Origin of the sequence: Marinihelvus fidelis, assembly GCF_008725655.1 — a bacterium.
Lineage (GTDB): Bacteria > Pseudomonadota > Gammaproteobacteria > Xanthomonadales > SZUA-36 > Marinihelvus > Marinihelvus fidelis.
This window is the reverse complement of record NZ_VYXP01000005.1, coordinates 461,012-475,022: the sequence shown is the minus strand read 5'-3', so window position 1 is coordinate 475,022 and position 14,011 is coordinate 461,012. Positions and strand designations below refer to the sequence as shown.

At 67.0% G+C, this 14,011-nt stretch carries 14 protein-coding genes; 2 read left to right on the top strand and 12 right to left on the bottom strand.

The window, feature by feature from the left end; translation table 11 throughout:
- Positions 1–215 precede the first annotated feature (215 nt).
- Positions 216–560, top strand: a complete 345-nt coding sequence (locus F3N42_RS10080; RefSeq protein WP_150864384.1) for a four helix bundle protein — start codon at positions 216–218, stop codon at positions 558–560.
- A 31-nt stretch (positions 561–591) separates the two neighbouring features.
- Here the strand turns inward: F3N42_RS10080 and F3N42_RS10075 are convergent, their stop codons facing one another.
- The 9 genes from F3N42_RS10075 to F3N42_RS10035 are packed head-to-tail and all read right to left on the bottom strand — an operon-like array spanning position 592 to position 9,187.
- Entirely contained in the window at positions 592–1,488 is an 897-nt protein-coding gene (locus F3N42_RS10075; RefSeq protein ID WP_150864326.1) for a ParB/RepB/Spo0J family partition protein, read from the bottom strand.
- Between the two features lie 14 nt (positions 1,489–1,502).
- Positions 1,503–2,324, bottom strand: coding sequence for a ParA family protein (locus F3N42_RS10070; protein ID WP_150864325.1), 822 nt, complete (start codon positions 2,322–2,324; stop codon positions 1,503–1,505).
- A gap of 11 nt (positions 2,325–2,335) precedes the next feature.
- Entirely contained in the window at positions 2,336–2,986 is a 651-nt protein-coding gene (rsmG, locus tag F3N42_RS10065) for a 16S rRNA (guanine(527)-N(7))-methyltransferase RsmG (RefSeq protein WP_150864324.1), read from the bottom strand.
- A gap of 15 nt (positions 2,987–3,001) precedes the next feature.
- On the bottom strand, positions 3,002–3,646 hold the full coding sequence (locus tag F3N42_RS10060; RefSeq protein ID WP_191621348.1) for a hypothetical protein: 645 nt from the start codon (positions 3,644–3,646) through the stop codon (positions 3,002–3,004).
- A 23-nt stretch (positions 3,647–3,669) separates the two neighbouring features.
- The gene (locus F3N42_RS10055) at positions 3,670–4,692 is read right to left on the bottom strand and encodes an ABC transporter ATP-binding protein (RefSeq protein WP_150864322.1); all 1,023 of its coding nucleotides are present in this window, start codon (positions 4,690–4,692) and stop codon (positions 3,670–3,672) included.
- The gene (locus tag F3N42_RS10050; RefSeq protein WP_150864321.1) at positions 4,689–5,651 is read right to left on the bottom strand and encodes an ABC transporter ATP-binding protein; all 963 of its coding nucleotides are present in this window, start codon (positions 5,649–5,651) and stop codon (positions 4,689–4,691) included. The genes F3N42_RS10055 and F3N42_RS10050 overlap by 4 nt, the downstream gene beginning before the upstream one ends.
- Positions 5,648–6,568 carry an ABC transporter permease subunit gene (locus F3N42_RS10045; protein ID WP_150864320.1) on the bottom strand — a complete coding sequence of 307 codons (921 nt, stop codon included), beginning with the start codon at positions 6,566–6,568 and terminating at the stop codon, positions 5,648–5,650. The genes F3N42_RS10050 and F3N42_RS10045 overlap by 4 nt, the downstream gene beginning before the upstream one ends.
- Entirely contained in the window at positions 6,555–7,499 is a 945-nt protein-coding gene (gene oppB, locus F3N42_RS10040; protein WP_150864319.1) for an oligopeptide ABC transporter permease OppB, read from the bottom strand. The genes F3N42_RS10045 and oppB overlap by 14 nt, the downstream gene beginning before the upstream one ends.
- Complete coding sequence (locus tag F3N42_RS10035) at positions 7,496–9,187, bottom strand: peptide ABC transporter substrate-binding protein (RefSeq protein WP_191621347.1); 1,692 nt, start codon at positions 9,185–9,187, stop codon at positions 7,496–7,498. Before F3N42_RS10035 ends, oppB begins: the two co-directional genes overlap by 4 nt.
- Positions 9,188–9,251: 64 nt before the next feature.
- Here F3N42_RS10035 and F3N42_RS10030 point away from each other — a divergent pair, with 64 nt between their 5' ends.
- Complete coding sequence (locus tag F3N42_RS10030; protein WP_224784841.1) at positions 9,252–10,616, top strand: glutamate--cysteine ligase; 1,365 nt, start codon at positions 9,252–9,254, stop codon at positions 10,614–10,616.
- On the opposite strand, the gene F3N42_RS10025 is transcribed toward F3N42_RS10030, so the two are convergent.
- From F3N42_RS10025 to dut, 3 genes are read right to left on the bottom strand one after another with little or no spacing between them, the layout of a single operon-like run.
- Positions 10,610–11,059 (bottom strand): hypothetical protein, encoded by a 450-nt coding sequence (locus F3N42_RS10025; RefSeq protein ID WP_150864316.1) that lies wholly within the window; start codon positions 11,057–11,059, stop codon positions 10,610–10,612. The genes F3N42_RS10030 and F3N42_RS10025 overlap by 7 nt on opposite strands.
- A 2-nt stretch (positions 11,060–11,061) precedes the next feature.
- On the bottom strand, positions 11,062–13,458 hold the full coding sequence (locus F3N42_RS10020; RefSeq protein WP_224784840.1) for a phosphomannomutase/phosphoglucomutase: 2,397 nt from the start codon (positions 13,456–13,458) through the stop codon (positions 11,062–11,064).
- The gene (dut, locus tag F3N42_RS10015) at positions 13,458–13,931 is read right to left on the bottom strand and encodes a dUTP diphosphatase (protein WP_150864315.1); all 474 of its coding nucleotides are present in this window, start codon (positions 13,929–13,931) and stop codon (positions 13,458–13,460) included. The genes F3N42_RS10020 and dut overlap by 1 nt, the downstream gene beginning before the upstream one ends.
- Positions 13,932–14,011 lie beyond the last annotated feature (80 nt).

Here is a 14,011-nt window from a genome sequence, read left to right as displayed (position 1 = left end):
GCAATAGATAGGGAGGGGGAATGTGGGAGGAGGGAGGAGGGAGGAGGGAGGAGGGAGGAGGGAGGAGGGAGGAGGGAGGAGGGAGGAGGGAGGAGGGAGGAGGGAGCGTGATGTTCCTACAGTCGTGTAGGGGGATTGGCTATAGATAGGGGGTCGTTGGGTGGTCAGTATGAATTTATCAGTGGCAAGGGGGGTGAAACGTGGTTCGGGCACATATGCGACTGGATGCGTGGAAGGTAGCCGTTGAGCTTGTGGTGGAGATCTATGAGTACACCGTCGCGTTTCCGGCTGTTGAACGGTTTGGGATAACTTCACAGATGAGACGCGCGGCGATTTCCATTCCTTCGAATATTGCCGAGGGCGCTGCAAGGGGCTCGACCATGGAGTTTCGTCGATTCCTGCGAATTGCCAGGGGCTCTCTCGCCGAACTCGAAACCCAGGTCCACCTGGCCGAGGCGCTTCGACTCCAGACCAGACAACCCGCCATCCATTCACGCCTGCAAGACCTCTACGGCCTGCTGTCAGGCCTGATCAACGCCCAGGAGAGAAAACTGAACTGACGCCTACCTCCTCCCTCCTAACTCCTCCCTCCTACCCCCCATCCCCGGCCAGGTGCCCGATGATGCCCTCCAACTCGTCCGCCGAGTTGTAATCGATCACCAGTTTGCCCTTGCCCTTGGCGCCGTGCTGGATGCGCACTTTCGCGCACAGGCGCTCGGTCAGGTCGTCCTGCAGGCGCAGGATGTCGGGGTTGATGGCGCGGGGTTTGGGCTTGTTCGGCCGTTGCAGGCGCTTGACCAGTTGCTCGGTTTCGCGCACGGAGAGCTGCTTGCGCACCACTTCGCGTGCGGCAGTGACCTGCAGCTCGGGCGGCAGGGCGAGCAGCGCGCGGGCGTGGCCCATTTCCAGGTGACGGTCGTCGACCAGGCCGCGCACGTCGGCTGACAGTTCCAGCAGGCGCAGCAGGTTGGAGACCGCGGAGCGGGAGCGGCCGACGGCCTCGGCGGCCTCGGCGTGGGTGAGCTGGAATTCGTCGACCAGGCGGCGCAGCGCGGTGGCTTCTTCCAGCGGGTTCAGGTTTTCGCGCTGGATGTTCTCGACCAGCGCCATGGCCACGGCGATCTCGTCGGGCACGCGGCGGACGATGGCCGGGATGGTGTCGATGCCGGCACGCTGCGCGGCGCGCCAGCGGCGCTCACCGGCGATCAGCTCGAAACCGGCGCCCACCTCGCGTACGACGATGGGCTGGATCACACCCTGTTTCTCGATCGAGTCTGCCAGTTCGTCCAGCTTGTCTTCATCGAAGATGGAACGCGGCTGGTAGGGGCCCGGGGTGATGCGGTCCAGCGGCAGTTCGCGCAGGCTCGCGTCGCCGGGGGCCGCCGTGCTGCCGTTGTCCGCGGCGCGGTCGGCATCGGCTTTCGCCAGCGTGCTCTTGGAGAGCATGGAAGAGAGGTTGCGTCCGAGCGGGGCTTTCTTGGCGGCCATGGGTGGTATCCGGTTCAGTCGTGTTCGCGCGGGGTGTGCGCGGTGTCGGTGGGCGCGCGGCCGGCATCGCGGTCGCGACGGCGGCGGAGCATCTCGCCGGCCAGGCCGATATAGGCCAGGGAGCCGCGCGAGCCCGGGTCATAGCGTAACACCGGCACGCCGTGGCTGGGGGCCTCGGCCACGCGCACGTTGCGCGGGATCAGGGTCTTGTAAACGCGGTCGCCGAAATTCTCGATCAGCTGGTCGGACACGGCCGCCGAGAGATTGTTGCGGGCGTCGTACATGGTCCGCAGCAGGCCTTCGATTTCCAGCCGCGGGTTCACGCTGTCCTGCACCTGGTCAATGGTGTTCAGCAGCGCGGCCAGGCCTTCCAGCGCGTAGTACTCGCACTGGATGGGCACCAGCACGCTGTTGGCGCAGGCGAGCGCGTTCAGCGTCAGCATGTTCAGCGACGGCGGGCAGTCGATAATCACCCAGCCGTAGCGCGGCGCGACGTCTTCGAGCGCGTCGCGCAGGCGGAACTCACGGCCGTCCACGCCCATCAGTTTCATCTCGGCGGCGGTCAGGTCGCCGTTGGACGGCAGCAGGTCGAACTGGAATTCGTCCAGGCGCAGGATGACGTCGGCGATGGGCGCCTCGGCCGTCATCACGTCGTAGGCCGTGGTTTCGAGCTCGTGCGGGTTCACGCCACAGCCCGTGGACGCATTGCCTTGCGGGTCCAGGTCGACCAGCAGGACGGCATGGTTCATGTCCGCCAGGGCGGCGGCCAGGTTAACGGCGGTGGTGGTCTTGCCGACCCCGCCTTTCTGGTTGGCGATGGCGATGATGCGGGCCATGGGTTCTCTTTTCAGTCGTTATCGGGTGGCGCCAGGCGCAGGGTCACCAGGTGACGCTCGGCGCCCAGCCCGGGGACCAGCAAGCGGACCGGCTCGCCGTCCAGGCGTGCCCATTCGGGCAGGGCGTCGATTTCGGCCGGGTCCAGCCGGCCTTTCATGGCCAGCAGGCGCGTGTCGGGGCCGGCCAGGTGCCGGACCGTCTCGGCGAACAGCGTGAGCGAGCTGAAGGCCCTCGAGGTGATGGTACTGAACTCCACCGCGGGTGAGAAGCGCTCGACCCGACCGTGCGTCGCATGGACATTGTCCAGGTCCAGCTGCCGCGCGGCATTGGCCAGGAAGCGGATCTTCTTGCCGGCGCTGTCCACCAGCCAGTGATCATCGGCGGGCCGGACGATGGCCAGCGGCAGCCCCGGGAAACCCGCCCCGGTGCCCACGTCCAGCAGCGGACCCTCGCCCACATGGGGCAGGATGCTCAGGGAGTCGAGCGTGTGACGGGTCACCAGGTGGTCGAGCTCGCCCGGGGCGACCAGGTTATAGGCGCTGCTCCATTTGCGGATCAGCGCCAGGTGGCCGGCCAGGTGATCGACCTGCCCCGGCGTGGGCGACAGGCCCAGCACGTCGAGGCCGGCTTCGAGCCGGCGGCGTTCGTCGTGGTTGTCCAAGCCGCCGCCAGCCGCTTACAGCTGGTCGTGCTTCTTCATCTGCGACGACACCTTGCCGGCGATTTTCGCGGCCATGTCCTGGTACTCGATGTCGTCGGACTTGGTGACGATGCTCCACACGCGTGACAGCTGGCGCACGTCGACGTAGGACGTCTCCAGGAAGATCTCGGTGGTCGACTCGGTGTAGCCGGGGCCTTCGCGGACCACGTAAACGTCGTAGAAGTCGGTGTAATAGGGGTGGTACCAGCCATAACCGACGCCGGTGCCGGCGTACTGCAGCCAGTAGTCGGAGCGGACGTATTTGCCACCGCCGCCACCGCCGATGACGAACACCAGCACCACGGCATCGACGTCCGCGTTGCGCAGCGCCTTCTCGGCTTCGCTGCGGGTCAGGCGGCTGCTCATGCCGGGCAGTTCGCTGGCCGCCACGGCGTTGACGCCGTCCTTGCGCAGGCCGGAAACGATATCGCGCTCGATCACGCGCCGCTGCAGGTCTTCGGGCCAGGCAGCCAGCACGGCCAGGCGCTGTGGCTCGACCGGGCTCACTTCATCCGACGTCCAGGTGTCCACCACCTTGGTGGTGCCGCAGCCGGTCAGCAGGGCCAGGGCCAGTAGTGCAACGGCCAGCGACCGTGATGAAATTTTACGCATGATGCTCATGTTCGATGTGTAGCGGGTCGTCATTATAGTTTGACCGGGGCGGGTTTGACGATGCCGAGATCAAGGTCTTCGGCTCGATGGCACGCGACCCAGTTGCCGTCCGGCATGCGTCGCAATGCCGGGACGTCGCGCTGGCAGCGTTTGACCACGTAGGGACAGCGGGTATGGAACACGCAGCCCGATGGCGGATTCAGCGGTGAGGGCATGTCCTCGGTCAGGCCGGCATCGGCGCGGAACCGCGCCAGCGCGGGGTCCGGCACCGGCGCGGAGCGGATCAGCGCGCTGGTGTACGGGTGCAGCGGCCGCCGGTACAGCGAGGCGGCATCCGACACTTCCATCGAGCGCCCCAGGTACATGACCATGACGCGGTCGCTGATGTGGCGCATCACCGACAGGTCGTGGGCGATGAAGATCAGTGACAGGCGCAGCTTCTTCTGCAGTTCACGCAGCAGGTTGATGATCTGCGCCTGGATCGAGACATCCAGCGCGCTGACCGGCTCGTCGCAGACGATCAGTCGCGGGTTCAGCACCAGCGCGCGGGCGATGCCGATGCGCTGGCACTGGCCGCCAGAAAACTCGTGCGGGTAACGGTTCACCTGGTTGGGCAGCAGCCCCACCAGCTTCATCATGCCGCGCACCCGCTCCATGACCTGGACACGGGCGATGTTCGGATAGAACGTCCACAGCGGCTCGGCGATGATGTCGCCCACGGTCATGCGCGGGTCCAGCGAGGCCAGCGGGTCCTGGAAGATGATCTGCAGCTCCTTGCGCTTGCGGCGCATGGCCTCGTCATCGAGCTTGACCAGGTCCTCACCCAGCCAGAGCACGCGTCCACGCCGCGGCTTGACCAGCCCCAGCAGCGCGCGGGCCAGCGTCGACTTGCCACAGCCGGACTCGCCGACCACGCCCAGCGTCTCGCCCGGCGCCAGCTCGAAGCTGACCCCGTCGACGGCCTTCAGGTCCACGGTACGGCGGCGGAACAGGCCGCCCTGCTCGACCGGGTACCACACGGACAGGTCCTGCACCTTCAGCACGGGGTCGCTCACGGCGCGTCCTCCAGGTGGCAGCGGCTGGCGCGGTCGCCGCCCAGCGGGTGCAGCGGTGGCGGCTCGCCGCAGGCCTCGAAGGCCCGTGAGCAGCGGGCGCGGAACGCGCAGCCCGCGGGGATATCGGACAGGTTTGGCGGATTGCCGGGAATGGCTGGCAACACGTCATCGATGCGATCCAGGCGCGGCATGGACGCCAGCAACCCCTGGGTGTACGGGTGCCGCGGCGCGGAGAAGATATCGCCTACGCTGCCTGTCTCGACCACCTGTCCGGCATACATCACCATCACCCGGTCGCAGACGCCGGCGACGGCGCCCAGGTCATGGGTGATCAGCACCGACGACATGTGCGAGCGCCGCGCAATGTCGCCCACCAGGCGGGCGATCTGTGCCTGTACGGTCACGTCCAGGGCCGTGGTCGGCTCATCGGCCACCAGGATGTCCGGCTCGCACAACAGCCCCATGGCAATCGTGATGCGCTGGCGCATGCCGCCGGAAAACTCGTGCGGGTACTGGTCGATGCGCTGCTCGGGGTCGGGAATGCGAACGGCGCGGAGCATTTCAATGGCATGAGCCCGGGCCTCCGCGTGCCCCAGCCCCTGGTGGTGCATGACCACTTCCACCATCTGCTTCTCAATGGACAGGTAGGGGTTCAGCGCGGTCATCGGGTCCTGGAAGATCATCGCGATGTCATGGCCGCGATGGCGGTTCAGTTCCGAAGGCGACATCGCCATCAGGTCTTCTCCGCGATAGCGGGCGACGCCCGTCGCGCTGCCGTTCTCGGCCAGCAGGCCCAGGATCGCCATGAAGGCCTGGGTCTTGCCGGAGCCCGACTCGCCCACCACGCCCAGCGACTCGCCCGGCGCCAGGTCAAAATCGATGCCGCGCACGGCCTCGACCTCGCCGTCCGGCGTGTCGAAGCGCACCCGCAGGTCGCGGACTTCCAGCACCGGGGTCATTGGCGGTCCTTGGGATCGAGCGCGTCCCGCAGGCCGTCGCCGATGTAGTTGAAGCAGTACAGCGTCACGGTCAGGAACAGCGCCGGAAACACCAGCGTCCAGGGCGCCGACTCCATGTCCTGGGCGCCGTCCGCCACCAGCCCGCCCCAGGAGCTCATCGGCTCCTGCACCCCCAGGCCCAGGAAGCTGAGGAACGATTCCACCAGGATCACCTGCGGGATGGTCAGGGTGACGTAGACCATGACCACGCCCAGCAGGTTGGGAATGATGTGACGGCGGATGATGTCATGCGCCTCCACGCCACTGGCCCGGGCCGCCTCGATGAACTCCATGCGTTTCAGGCTCAGCGTCTGGCCGCGCACGATACGTGCCATGTCGAGCCAGTTCACGGCGCCGACGGCGACAAAAATCAGCACGATATTGCGCCCGAACACCACCATCAGCAGGATCACGAAGAACATGAACGGCAGCGCGTAGATGATATCCACGGCACGCATCATCAGCCGGTCCGTGGTGCCGCCGTAATAACCGGCCACGGCGCCGTAAGTCACGCCGATGACCAGGCTGACCAGGGTCGCGACCAGTCCCACCAGCAGCGAGATACGACCGCCCTGCAGCGTCCGCACCAGGATGTCGCGGCCCACCGCGTCGGTGCCGAACCAGTGACCGTTCGCCAGGCTGGGCGGCGCCGAGGTGTGGTCCCAGTCGGTGTAATCGATGTCCCACGGGCTCAGCCACGGGCCGACGATAACGGCCAGCACAACCACGGCCATGACGACGGCGGCGGAGATCGCCGCGCGGTTCTTCAGCAGCCGGTGCCAGGCATCCTCCCACGGCGAGCGGCCCTTGACGTCGCCCAGCGTGAGCGCCGCCTCGAAGGCATCGACCGTTTCGACGGCGGGTTCAGCCCGAGCCATAGCGCACCCTGGGGTTCAGCCAGACATAAAGCAGGTCGACGATGAAATTCAGCACGATAATCAGGAAGCCATAGAAGATCACCACCCCCATGACCAGCGTGTAATCGCGGTTCAGCGCGCCCTGGACGAAATAGCTGCCCAGGCCCGGGATGGCGAAGATGCGCTCGATGACCACGGAGCCGGTGATCAGGCCGGCCGTAGCCGGCCCCAGGTAGGAGATCACCGGTAACAGCGCCGGCTTCAGCGCATGGCCCAGGATCACCTGGCGCTCCGGCAGCCCCTTGGCGCGGGCATTGCGGATGAAGTTGCTGTGCAGCACCTCGATCATGCTGCCGCGCGTGAGTCGGGCAATGTAGGCAATCACCGGCAGCGCCAGCGTCACCACCGGCAGCACCAGCTGCGTCCAGCCGCCTTCCCAGCCACCGGCCGGCAGCCAGCCGGCGTAGACCGCGAACAGCAGGATCAGGATGGGCGCGACGACGAAATTCGGTATCGACACCCCCAGCATCGCCAGGCCCATGACCGAGTAATCCGTGACGCTGTTCTGCCGCAGCGCGGCCACCACCCCCACCGGTACGCCAATCGCCAGCGCCAGCAGCAAGGCCAGCGCGCCGATGGTCAAAGACACCGGGAAACCCTGCGCGATGAGCTCATTGACGGTCCAGTCGCGGTACTGGAATGACGGCCCGAAATCGAACCGCAGCACCTGGCCCAGGTAGCGGAAGTACTGCTGGATCAGCGGCTCGTCCAGGTGATAGCGCGCCTCCAGGTTGGCCTGGATCTCCGGCGGCAGCGCCTTTTCGGCATCGAAGGGGCCGCCCGGCGCCACGCGCACCATGAAAAAGACGATGGTGATCAGCAACAGCAGCGTCGGCAGCAGCCCCAGCAGGCGGCGGCCGGCGTGGCGCATGACGCCATGGTCGGCGGTCATGGTCGCGGCTCCGATTTCAGCAGGAACATGTGCCGGCTGTAGTGGTGGTCCATGACGTTGGGCGCCCAGCCCCGCAGGTGCGGGTCCACCAGCCGCCGGGTCACGTAGGTGTACAGCGGAATGATGGGCTGGTCCTCCAGCAGCACGCGCTCGGCCTCGACCATCAGGCGGTTCCGGCGCGCCGGGATGCGCTCCGACGACGCCTGCTCCAGCAGCGTGTCGTACAGCGTGTCGCTGAAGGCGAAGTCATTCTGCCCGTGACCGCTGCGGAACAGCTCCAGGAAGGTGTACGGGTCCGCGTAATCGCCAATCCAGCCGGCGCGGAATACCTGGGTCAGCACCTTCTGCTGGCGGTTCTGCAGGAACACCTTCCATTCCTCGTTGATGAGCTCGGTCTGCACGCCCAGCACCTGCTTCCACATCGATGCCACGGCCAGCGCGACCTTTTTGTGGTTTTCGCTGGTGTTGTAGCGCAGCTGCACGCGCAGCGGCCGGTCGTCGCCATAGCCGGCGATGGCAAACAGGCGGCGCGCTTCTTCCTCGCGCTGTGCCTGGGTCCAGCCTGTCCATTCCGGCTCCGGCGGCTCGTAATCGCCGATGCCCGGCGGCACCAGGTTGAAGGTCGGCTGTTCTCCAAAGCGGGTCACCTTTCCGGTGAGAATCTCGCGGTCCACGGCCAGCACCAGGGCCAGGCGCAGTTCCAGTGAATGCGCGAATGGCTCCCGCGACAGGTTGTAGCCCAGGAAATAGGAGCCCAGCCAGGGGCTGATGGCCAGCTCGTCCGGGTAGTTGGCCTGCAGCCAGTCGAACTGGTTGGCCGGCACCTCCCAGGTCCAGTGCAACCGGCCCGACCGGTACTGCTTGAGCGCGGTGGAACTGTCCTCGTAGGGGTAGTAGACCACCCGCTCGGGAATCACGTCCGCGACGCCGTGGTAGTGCGGGTTGCGCGTCAGCTCGATGCGCGAACGCACCTTCCACTCCGACAGCACGAAGGCGCCGTTGGACACCAGGTTGCCGGGGCGCGGATAGCGCTCGCCATGGGCCGCGACGCTGGGCCGGTGGACCGGGTAGGTGGACGCGTGGCTGAGCAGGCCCAGGAAGTACGGCGTGGGGTCGACCAGGCTGACCTGCACCGTGCGCTCGTCCAGCGCCGTCACGCCCAGCGAGTCGACGGGGGCGGTGCCGGCCAGCACCCCGGCGGCGCCGGTGATGGGGCGCAACACGTGCGCATACTGCGATGCCGTGGCCGGATCGGCGCTGCGGCGGAAGCCCTCGACAAAATCCGTGGCCGTGACCGGGTCGCCGTTGGACCAGCGGCCGTTGGCGCGCAGGTGAAACGTGTACAGCAGGCCATCGCGGCTGATGTTCCAGCGCTCCGCCGCGCCGGGAATGATGGCGCCCGTAGGTGATTCGGCGGTCAGGCCCTCGAACAGGTCGCGCAGGATATTGGCCGCCGGCACGCCCTGGGCCAGGTGGGGGTCCAGCGTCTGCGGCTCGTTGCCATTGTCGCGATGCAGCACCTGCTCGGCCGCCAGCACCGCGGGGTCAGGGCGGCCGTCCACCATGCGCAACGCCACCGGCTGGGCGCGGTGCACGGCATCACGCGCGCCCGGCCCCGGCGTGTCCTCGCGGCCACAGGCGGCGAGCGAAGCGCAGATGAGCACAGCTGTGAAAATCCGGGCTGACATCAATGGGCCTGGTGCGGGTTTCAGGTGTATCCTAATCCATTCACCAAACAATGGGAGACCCGCCTTGGCCGGGAACGATTCCAGCCCGGTCATCACGGGCAAAACCCAGCTGGTCGAGTACCTGGAGTCCGGCTGCAAACCGCCGGAACGCTGGCGCCTGGGCACGGAGCACGAGAAGTTCGGCTTTACCACCGCCGACCTGAAACCGCTGCCCTACGATGGCCCCAGTGGCATCGGCGCGGTGCTGTCCGGCCTGGCCGAGCAGTTTCCGTGGCAGCCGGTGCTTGAGAACGGCAACATCATCGCCCTGCTGGATGACACCGGCGCGTCGATCACGCTGGAGCCCGGCGGCCAGCTCGAACTGTCCGGCGCGCTGCTGGACGACATCCACCAGACCTGCCGTGAAGTGAACACCCACTTAAAGCAGGTGAAGGCCGTCTGTGAACCGCTGGGCGTGGCCTTCCTGGGCATGGGTTTCCACCCCAAATGCCGGCGTGACGAAATGCAGTGGATGCCCAAATCACGCTACCGCATCATGCGCGATTACATGCCGACCGTCGGCACCATGGGCCTGGACATGATGACCCGCACCTGCACCGTGCAGGTGAACCTGGATTTCGGCTCCGAGGCCGACATGGTCAGCAAGTTCCGCACCTCGCTGGCGCTGCAGCCCATCGCCACCGCGCTGTTCGCCAACTCGCCGTTCGTCGAGGGCAAGCCCAGCGGCTTCCTGAGCTTTCGCTCGCACGTGTGGGAAGACACCGACCCGGACCGCACTGGCATCCTGCCCTGGGTGTTCGAGGACGGCATGGGTTTCGAACGCTACGTCGACTACATGCTGGACGTGCCGATGTACCTGGTGCGGCGCGACGGCCAGTACGTCAACTGCGCCGGCATGTCGTTCCGTGATTTCATCGACGGCCGCCTGCCCGCCCTGCCCGGCGAGCGCCCGACGATGACCGACTGGGAAGACCACCTGACCACGGCGTTCCCGGAAGTGCGGCTGAAGCGTTTCCTGGAAATGCGCGGCGCCGACGGCGGCCCCTGGGACAGGCTGTGCGCGCTGCCCGCGTTCTGGGCCGGGCTGCTGTATCACCCGGCCTCGCTGAGTGCGGCCTGGGACATCGCCCGCGACTGGACCATCGAGGAGCGCGCCGCGCTGCGACACGACGCCGCCCGTGATGGCCTGGCCGCGAAGGTCGGCGGTCGCACGGTTCGCGAGATTGCCACGGAGTTGCTGGACCTGGCCCGCGTCGGCCTGGCCGCGCGCAACCGCCTGGACGCCGCCGGCGACAACGAAAGCGGCTTCCTGGCCCCGTTACAGCGGGCCGCGGACAGCGGCGAGACGCCGGCGGACCGGCTGCTTGCGCTTTACGAGGGTGATTGGAACGGGTCGGTCGACCCGGTCTTCCGCGATTTCGCCTACTGAAGGGCGTCTTCGATCAATACCAGGCGCCACTCCGCGGCATCGGCGGCGGAGTGGTCGAAACCCACGCGGTAGGCGCGCCCGGCCTCGAACATGGCCTCCAGCGGCGCCATGGTCACGCCGGCATTGCCGCGCGCGACCTTGCAGCGCGACGTGTCCATTTCAACGATGCCGCTCAGGCGGTGCACGCCGGGCAGCAGTTCCACTTCCCAGTCTTCCACCTTCGGTGCCTGGTCCGGGCTCGACTCGGCGACCTCGCCGGTGGCCGAGTCCAGGTCCGAGTCGTCAAACGACATCACCGGCGTCTGCATCACGCCGTCCACCTGCAGGGCGACCAGGCCGGACAGGCAGGCGTCCGGCACCGGCGTGACGCTGCTGACCGTGGCCACCCGGTCCTGCGCCAGGGCCGGCGCCGCCGCGAGCAGCGCCAGGGCTGTCAGCGGCATTTTCAGAACGGCAACTCCAGTTCCGGGTTGAGCGCCAGCAGTTGCGCGCGGAACGCCTCCTGCACGCGCTCTAGCGCGGCATGGTCGTCGGCGTCGAAACGCAGCACCAGCACCGGCGTGGTGTTGGAGGCGCGCACCAGGCCCCAGCCATCCGGGTAGTCGGCGCGCACGCCGTCGATATTGCTGACCGTGGCGCCGTCGAACACGGCTTCGTCCTGGAAGCGCTCGATGAACGGGTGGTTCTCACCCTCGTTCATGTAGACCTTGAGTTCAGGCGTGCCAACCGAGTCAGGCAGGGCTGCAAACACCTCCTGCGGGCTGCGTTCATCATCGGCCAGGATTTCCAGCAACCGTGCGGCCGAGTAGATACCGCAGTCGAAACCATACCAGCGATCACCGAAAAAGAAGTGCCCGCTCAGTTCGCCGGCGAACGGCGCGCCCACTTCCTTCATGCGGTTTTTCATCAGTGAATGACCGGTCTTGTACATTTCCGGCTCGCCGCCAGCCTCGCGAATGATGCCGTCCAGCTTGCCGGTGCACTTGACGTCATAAATGATCTTCGCGCCCGGGTTGCGCGACAGGATCTCGCGGATGTACAGCATCATCACGCGGTCGGCGTAAATGATGCGCCCGTCCGGGGTGACCACGCCCAGGCGGTCGGCATCGCCGTCGAAGGCCACGCCCAGGTCACCGTCCATGACCTTCAGCGAATGGATCAGGTCCTGCAGGTTCTCCGGCTCGCTGGGGTCCGGGTGATGGTTAGGGAATGAGCCGTCGACGTCGTCAAACATCGGCACCACCTCGGCGCCGATGGCGCGCAGCACGTCGGCGGCGATCACCCCGCCAATGCCGTTACCGCAATCGGCCAGCACCTTCAGCGGGCGCTTGAGCTGGATGTCGCTGGCGATGCGGTCGCGGTACTGCTCCAGCACCTCCCGGCCCTCGACATTGCCGGCGCCCTGGCGCAGGTTGCCCGAGCGGATGCGCTCGTACAGGCCATAGATGTTGTCGCCGAACAGCGTCTTACCGCCGACCATGATCTTGAAGCCATTGTAGTCCGGCGGGTTGTGGCTGCCGGTGACCATCACGCCCGAGCCGCGGCCCAGTTCGTAACAGGCGAAATACAGCGCGCCGGTGGGCACCGCGCCCACGTCGATCACGTCGCAGCCGGTGGACAGGATGCCCTCGATCAGGCCATCGACCAGCTCGGGGCCGGAGTCGCGCCCGTCCCGGCCCACCACCACGGGGCCGGCCAGGGCGTCCATGGTCAGGCTGCCAACGGCCTGGCCGATCTGCCGGGCCACGCCCGCGTCCAGCGTTTTGCCCATGACGCCACGGATGTCGTAGGCGCGAAAAATTTCTCCGTTCAGTTCCACGGGTTCGATATCTCCATTGTTCAGCATGAACCGCGACTGCGGCGGCCGCAGGCTCAGGTCGTGCGGCAGGTCGGCCAGCCGGGCGGCCTCGGCTTCATCTTCGGGCTCCAGGGTTTCGGCCAGCATGGCCTGCTCCTCGTCACCCCTGCCCGCCACCCGCGCGCGTGTGGCGTTGTTCTCGGTAATCTCGCGCGACACCCGCCGCACGTGCTGGTGGCGCAACACGCCCCAGGCCAGCAACAGGCAACCCACCAAGAACAGCAGCAGCCGCTCATGGCCGCTGATGGTCGACACCGCCACCACCTGCGGGAAGACGATCTGGAACATCGAGCCCTGCACCGGCAGGCGCTGCTGGGTAAAGCCCACCGGCGGCTGGCCGATGGTCACCAGTGGCACCGGCGAGTTTCCGCCTGTGGCGTGCTCCAGGGCCAGGTAACCGGCCTCGGGCATGGTGGAATTAAAGCGCGCCAGCACCAGGTCGGGCGTGGCCGTGACCAGCACGTAACCCTCCGGCGCCTGCTCGCTACCCAGCCTCGCCGCCACGGCCACGCGTTGGCCGTCACCGCGGCCAGCCATCTGCACCGGCGAGACACGGTCCGACAGGGCCGAGAACAACATGTCCAGCTGGATGAACCCATCGTCACCCAGTTCGTCAAAGCCGGTCATCAGCGCGTCGGCGCCGAACACGCGCACGCTGTCAATTTCGGCGACATGCGCCTGCATGCGCTGCAACAGCGCCGCGTGGGCATCGGGGTCGTCCAGCACCACGCGCGTCTCGGCCTGGATGGTGTCGCTCATCAGCAGGTTACGCAGCTGCACGACCGGCTCGCGCAGGCTGTTGTGCAACCGCTCGCCCTGGGCGCGCGCCTTTTCGCTGTTGCGGCTGTCGGCACTGTCACCGAACAGCAGCACCGCGGACACGGCGATGATCACCAGCCCGGCGATAATGTATGGCCACGGGCCGGACAGCAGGCTGCCGCCGCGCTTGCCCTGGCTCTTGCGGGCCATGGTTCCCAGGTCCATCAGCCGCGCCCCGTGTGCCCGAAGCCGCCGGCGCCGCGTTCGCTGGCCTCGAAGTCCTCGACGACTTCCCAGCGCGGCTGCACCACCGGCAGGAACACCAGCTGGGCGATGCGCATGCCGCGCTCGACCTCGAATGGCGCCTGTGAACGGTTCCAGCAGGACACGAACAACTGGCCCTGGTAATCGCTGTCGATCAGCCCGACCAGGTTACCCAGCACCAGGCCGTGTTTATGGCCCAGCCCCGACCGCGGCAGGATCACGGCGGCCAGTGACGGGTCGGCGATATGCATGGCAAAGCCGGTAGGAATGAGCACGGTCTCGCCCGGCCCGATGACGAGCGTGTCCACGACACAGGCGCGCAGGTCCATACCGGCGGATCCGTCGGTGGCGTATTCAGGCAGGGGGAATTCCGATCCCAACGCGGCATCGAGCACGCGAATGCGGACCGGTGGTCGTTCGACTGCCCCGTTCATGCGCCCCCCCCTGGGGCAACGCGGAGCACTTGCATCTGGTTCAAAGCGCCGGGCCTCCCTTGCTCGCGGTTTTATTATGC